Here is a 7,316-nt window from a genome sequence, read left to right as displayed (position 1 = left end):
GAGTAATAAAGTGAAAATGTAAGATGCTTATAATCAGCTGGTGTATAATAATATTATATATATAAATAGAAATATTTATATGTAATAAATGTAATAAACTAGGTTTTTATTTTTATAATCTAATCGACTTATTGCAACTCTTTAAATTAAAACTGTTTTCATGTTAAGAGTTGCATTCTTAGCGCTAATTCTAGCGTCAATATTCAGAATAGGTTTTTCGCAAGATTTAGCCATTATTCCACCTACACCCAATACAGCTAAAATAACAGAATTTCAAAGCCAGAAGCCAAACTTATATACAGGTACCGCTAGTGTTAATATACCCCTTCATACCATAAATTTTGATGGATGGAACCTTCCTTTATCACTTAACTATAGTGGTACAGGAGTAAGAGTAACTGAAGAGGCCAGTGAGGTAGGATTAGGTTGGTCGTTATATGCAACCGGATTTATAACAAGACATATACGAGGAAAAGATGATTTGTTTACAGGTTATGCAGGGAAAAGTCAAGGGTATGTATTTGATGACGAAGAAGTTTCATTTGATATGGGTTTTGATCCATGGGTTGAAGATTTTCCAAATCCCGAATCTTATTATATGCATTTGACAGGTGCTCCAGACACAGAACCAGATATTTTTTCATACAATGTGTTCGGGTACAGTGGTGATTTTTTGCTTTCTAAAGTCACACCAGAGGGGATAATAGGCATTGTTAAATTGACGCAGGATGCCACTGTTATTGAATATGATTATCTCACAAACAGTTTTATCCTGATTACACCTGAAGGATTTAAATGTGTGTTTAGTGTTACTGAAGAATCTACTTCCTTTAGTACTTCAGGAACTGATAGAGATGTTTTGAGGAGAGAGGATCAAATTGAACCTTTAGTATTTAAAAATCAAAGTGGAAGATTTAGAACTATTTCTACTTGGTATTTAAATGATGTAACCAGTCCTAAAGGAAGAACTTTAAGCTTTAACTATGATCCAGGTGTGTACTTTTCCAATAGTATAATCTTTGGCGAGTTGGTGGCTGCAAATGGCTCAGAAACATGCACTCAGCATGTTCAGCAGAGAAAGTATTTGACTTCTATAGAAAGTGACGAATGGGATATTCAATTCCAAATGGAAAGGCGCGAGGATGTGCGTAAAAACTTACTGTTTACAGATGGAACTGCAGCTATAACTTTACCGACCCCTGATGATCTCAAAAGATATAATGGAATTACCATAAGGAATAAATTGCCTGAGTCAACTTTTGAAAAGGACATAATATTTCATCAAAGTTATTTTAATCCACAGTATCACAAAATCTTTCAATACGATGATAAAGAACCGCTATGGCTAAGAGGAAAATTGTACAAATTAACAATTGATGATCAGGTTTATAGATTTCAATATTATAAGGACAATTCCCTTCCAAATAAAGAGAGTACTGGTACAGACCATTTTGGCTATTATAATGGAAGAGATGAAAATCCTTTACTTAACCCACCAATTTTGGAAGAAACTTCACCGCCCTGCGATGAGGAAAATCCAGAAGGATCATTGGCATATTATTATCAGCATCCATATATGACGGCAAACTTTGATTATGGCATAGCAGGTTTGCTTTCTAAAGTAATATATCCCACAAAAGGATTCAGTGAATATTTCTATGAACCTCACGAATACTTGCCAGATGACACTCAAATGTTTCGAGAAAACCCTGGAGTGAAAAAAGCTGGTGGTGCGAGGATTGCTGAAATCAAAGATTACGATCCATTGAGCGATAACGTCATTACAAGAAAGTTTATTTATGATAATGGACCGACACATAGTTATGGTAGGTTACTAACACCTTTATGGAATAGGTATGCATTATTTGATCATCAAGCGTTTTATGATGATAATTATAACCTCGAGTACATTTCAACCTGGTGTAATTATAGGTATACAAGAAATCAAAATATTACAGGCTATGCTACTGCCCAGGGTATGATTCTGGGCTATGATAAAGTGATTGAAAAGAGGGTGTCAAGTAATGGTGATTCTTTTTCAAATGCATATTTTTTTGAAAATAGACCATCTAAAGTATTAGAACATGGACTAGTTGCTGAGGGTTATCCATATTTAAATGGAAAGGTTAAATCAGTAATAAATTATGATGATAGCAATAATATTGTTAGTGTTCAGCTTAATCAAGAGTATGACGCCACAGTTGGGGAACCAATAAAGGCAATTAGCTATGGGCCATTGTCTTATGATATGACTACAGTTGGATACTGGACTCATTATGAAATAAACAGAACATTTTATGAGCCTAAAAAACAGATAACTGCTACTGCCTCCCCATTATCCCCACTAGGTGCTGATGCTGATGGCAATGTCATTGTCTGGGGTAATGCTTTTAAAACAACAACGGTTAAGACTTTTGATGATCACTTTCAATTAGCTAGTAGCGAGATTCAAACAAGTGATGGAAAAACCTCTAGCATTAAAAATACTTATGCCTATAACTATCCTAATAACAGTGATTTAGCTTTTATGGTCAGCGATTTAAATCTTGTTGCACCAAAAATTGAGGAAGTTCAACGGTTAGATGACGAAGTGGTGGTGGCCATGGGAAATAGGTTTGTTGTTAATGGAACTAGAGCTCAGTTATCATCAGTCCATAGATATAATCGTGAGCTCGGGCCATTTTCGCCAACTACTAATGGTGATTTTGTTGAGCCAATATTTGAAAATATTGCTAAATATAATGTTTATGATTCTGATAATGGGAATTTACTTGAGTTTGAGTCTCAGGATGGAATTGTGCAATCATTTATTTGGAGTTATGATGATAAATATCCTGTCGTTCATGCTCGTGGTGTAGGCTTTGAAAACCTTAACACAGTTTATGATGAAACCTTGTCTCTGGCGAATTATGAAGAAGCCTTAAGGAGTCATAATCTCACCAAAAATGGCCAAATAACGACTTATAAATTTGATCCGGGAAAGGGAGTTACAGAGATGACCGATCCTGCAGGACAAACTAATAAATATGAGTATGATGATTTTGGTCGACTTAACAAAGTCATTGATCATGATGGTAATACGATGGCGCAGAATGAGTATCACTATGCGGAATCTCAGCCTACTAGAATTTTATCGCTTAGTGGTAATATGACGTTTGGTGAATACGTGTCAAGTGATTTTGAGCCTTTAGCCGACCCAGATGTAATAGCAGCTGATGATTTGATATGTAAGAAAGATATAGTCAGGATATTGACCATATCCAATTTAGGAGAAGATGATTTGCAAATCACTAATATCACTCTGCCCACAGGTTTCACCTATTCCGGCTGGACAGGTATCATACCCCCAGAAGGACATGTTGATGTTCAAATTGTTTTTGACCCTTCTGTTGAGGGTAGCTATAGTGGTACTATTTTCGTTGATTCTGATAAGACCGAAGGTTTGAATACCTATCCAATTTCAGCCACTTATTCTCCTAGGGTTTGTGATATTTCGTTTTCCACCTCTTTTCTTGATTTTGATGTAGTGGCCAGCACATTTAATCAACTTCCAATTACCATTACCAATAATGGAAATGGTATTGAGGCACTACAGGATATTCTCGTCAATGGGGTATCGATGAAGAGCAACCCTTCTAATCTTGACATTAGTGTTCCCGGTGGGAACAATACAATTTGTATCAATCCAGGAGAGTCTATTACACTGCAAGTGAACTTCATAATGACAGTAGATGGATCTTCTGAGGCTGATTTGACATTTGATTTTCGGAATTGTGGCATAATGACCAATGCTGTACATGTGGAAGGCGAGAGGCGTTCACCTTTTAGTCAAATATTGGTTGATACTTCACCAATTAATCTTGGTAACATACCCTATTTAAACGAATATGAAGACTTTCAGATCAATGTTGCTAATACAGGATTTATTAATCTGTTAAGGGTAACCGGTGTCTCCTTTTCTGATCCTAATATGGCGCAGCATTTTGAAATATTAACAGACCTACCATTAGAAATTGAGGCAGAGAATGACGCATTTTTAGATATTAGATTTAGACCAACTGGCTTCGATCAAAATATATCTACTGATATTGGTTTGGATCATGATGCTACTTATTCTAATAATATCGCAATCCCATTTGCGGGTAACAGACAGGGGAAAAGAATAATTTCGGTCAGTCCAAGCTCAGTTGTTTTTGATCGCACAGGTGATCAGAGAACAGTTACAGTCAAAAATGATGGAAACCAATTTTTGACTGTTGATGGTTATTCACCTTCCTCATTAACTGGAATATCTGTTACTAATTTTGGAATTAGTAATGGTATTGCTCCAGGCCAATCAGGAACCATACAGTTTACACGAACCCCTGGAGGGCTAAGTCCTGAAGTTCAGACCTTCACGATTAACTCTAATAAAAATGAAGGCAGTAATACAGTTACTTTATCTGAAAATGTTAGAGAAATAAGTCTATCAAAACATCTAATCGATTTTGGAATAATTAATAATTCTTCTGATCCTCAAAATGGTGAAGTGACAGAACCTTTGGTCATTTCTAATACAGGAGACCAGCCATTTACGGTTACAGGGGTACAGTTTTCAGGTTCTGGCAATAGTGCACATTTTTCTATCGATGAAACCAATTTCACCTTAACTAAGAATCAGACGAAAACAGTAAATATTACTTTCGAACCTCAAAATTTTAGTGCAATTGATACTTATTTGACTTTCCTTACTGATGCGAACCGAGGTAATAATGTGATTAGGTTAAAAGGACAAAGAACTCGCTATGCCCAATTTGAATTTCAGAATTCCGCGGGACTGGAGATTAATGAGTTTGAATTCAATTACGTTAATATCTCACAAAACATGAGGATAAAGAACACTGGAAATGCCCCAATTACCATTAGCGGATTGTCGTATTCAGGTGTAGATGCGGCTCAATGGTCAGTAACACCAATAACTACAGGTTCAATAGCAGTTAACGGGACTAGAGAAATTACAGTTAGAAGAAACAAAAGTGATGTTGATCCTTTTACGCTTAGCGTTTTGTGTGATAACTGTAATATGCCAAGTGCAGATAGAAATATACTTGTAAAGGGAAATATCAGAAAGCTAAGTTTTGGTACTAATGAATTTGGTAGTTTTAATGATTCTTCACCTTCTAAGACTATAGAGGTCTCAGTTACTAATAGTGGAAATGATGCACTCACTGTTGATAATGTAGCAGTTCAGAATAATAGCAAATTTACTGTATCACCTACTAGTTTTAGTTTAAACCCTGCTCAAAGTACTGGTTTGCATATCACTTATACAGCAACTGATTTTCAACCTAATTCAGCCCAAATTACTTTTAGCGGTAATTTAACGGAATCACCATCATTAGGGGTAAATGCTCAATGGATGAAAAATGAAAAGGTTTGGTATAGTCATTCTGTGTTGAATTTCACATTTAGTATCAGAAGAATATTCCTTCAAATTAAAAATAATGGAAATACGGCAGTCACAGTCTCATCAATATCAATTGGAGATTCTAACAATTTTAGTATCAGTCCATCCTATTCTTTACCTAAAACGCTGATTCCGGGTCAAACAATGTCGGTAGATGTTTCATATGATTCCAACATAATAACCAATACTACTTTGAACATAAGATTCACAAATAGTGATTTGGATAGAAATATAGATGTTAATAGCGATTCTTATTAATAATATGAATAAACTTAAAAAAGCAGGTATTAGTGTATTGTTCTTTCATTTATGTCTTAGTGGACTTGGACAGAGTATTCAAAGCAATTATGTAAAAACATATACTGCGCAATCCGCTATTGAAGGGGAGCTTAGTGTGGAGGATAATGAGGAATTAGTAAGTGAAAGTGTTGAGTATTATGATGGTTTAGGCCGAGTTATCCAGAGGAATAGCAAAAAAGCTGCCTTCAGGATTAATGGTACAGCTGTAGATATAGTTACACCTTTTATTTATGATGGATTTGGAAGGAATGTAGAGAACTACCTGCCCTATGCATCTACACTAAGTGATGGCGAATTTGTTGATCAATCTGACGCTATTATGTTCCAAAAAACATTCTATGATGAATACTATGGTGCTGGGACAGGTAATTATGCTAAGGCAGTAGCTGTTTTAGAGAAATCAGAACTTGCAAGAGTCCTCGAGCAAGGCTCACCTGGCGAGGCCTGGCAGCCGGGAGGAGGGGCTACTGTGCGGTATGAATATTTGACCAATGAGTTAGGGGATAAGGTAAATAATTGGGAGATAAATACTACCAATGGCCGCCCAAGAGCGGCTAATAACTATGCCCCGGCAGAGTTATATAAGAATGTGACCATCGATGAATCAGGAAATCGAGTCATAGAGTTTGTGGATAAACTGGGAAGAACTATTCTCAAAAGAGTTCAGGCCGTTGATAGCCCTAATTTAACGACATATAATATTGGTGAATGGGCAGACACCTATTATGTGTATGATGATTATGGCAACCTGAGGTATGTTCTTCCTCCTGAGTCAATAAAGGAGCTGAATCAAGTGCAAACTTTAACCTCTGAACCAATTAATTATTGGAATTTTGATGAGAATGAAGGGGCAATTCTGGGTGATCTTAAAGACAATAATAGTGGAAACATTCATGGGGCCACTTGGGCACAAGGTATGAGCAAGACGGCTCTATTTTTTGATGGTATTGATGATTATGTTGAGATTGAAAACAGTGCAAACTCTCATTCCTTTATCCAGAATAATGGCGTTTTTACCATTTCAATGTACGTAAAAATAAATGATTTAAGTAAGAGAAGCTTTTTCATTTCTTCAACAGGAACAACCTCCAAGAAAGGTTTTAGTTTTATGTATGAAACCTATGGAGGACAATATGGAGATCGCCAGCTTAGATTTACCAGCACTTATGGTACTTCAGGAAATGTCAATCTGATAAAAGGAGAAGTTGAGACTATTTATGACAACTTATGGCATCATGTTGCGGTTGTGGGTGATGGCACAAATGTTAGATTTTATGTGGATGGCAATGCCGATGGGGTGCCCCAGCCATTAGAATACTATTCAAGCGGTAGTTCTTCTTTCAACACTCTAATAGGAGCAGTTAGAAATACGGCTAGTAATGTAGTTTGGCCGTTTGAAGGATTTATTGATGAAGTTAAGGTTTTTGATATCGCATTTAATGATTCAGAGATTAGTATGCTGTCTAATTCTCTTTCTCAAGATTTTTTAAACACCTGGGCCTTTCAGTACAAATATGACGGCCGCAACAGGATGATTGAGAAGCGAGTTCCGGGAGCTGATTCGGATTGG

At 36.3% G+C, this 7,316-nt stretch carries 2 protein-coding genes; both read left to right on the top strand.

The window, feature by feature from the left end; genetic code table 11:
- The first annotated feature begins 160 nt into the window (after window positions 1–160).
- Complete coding sequence (locus E1140_RS02975) at window positions 161–5,704, top strand: choice-of-anchor D domain-containing protein (protein ID WP_155178888.1); 5,544 nt, start codon at window positions 161–163, stop codon at window positions 5,702–5,704.
- A gap of 4 nt (window positions 5,705–5,708) precedes the next feature.
- On the top strand, window positions 5,709–7,316 hold a 1,608-nt coding region (locus E1140_RS02970; protein ID WP_185153394.1), incomplete at its 3' end, for a DUF6443 domain-containing protein.

The sequence above is a fragment of the Fulvivirga lutimaris genome (assembly GCF_009711525.1).
Classification (GTDB): Bacteria; Bacteroidota; Bacteroidia; order Cytophagales; family Cyclobacteriaceae; genus Fulvivirga; species Fulvivirga lutimaris.
The sequence above is the reverse complement of the archived record's forward strand: the minus strand, read 5'-3'. Positions and strand labels throughout refer to the sequence as shown.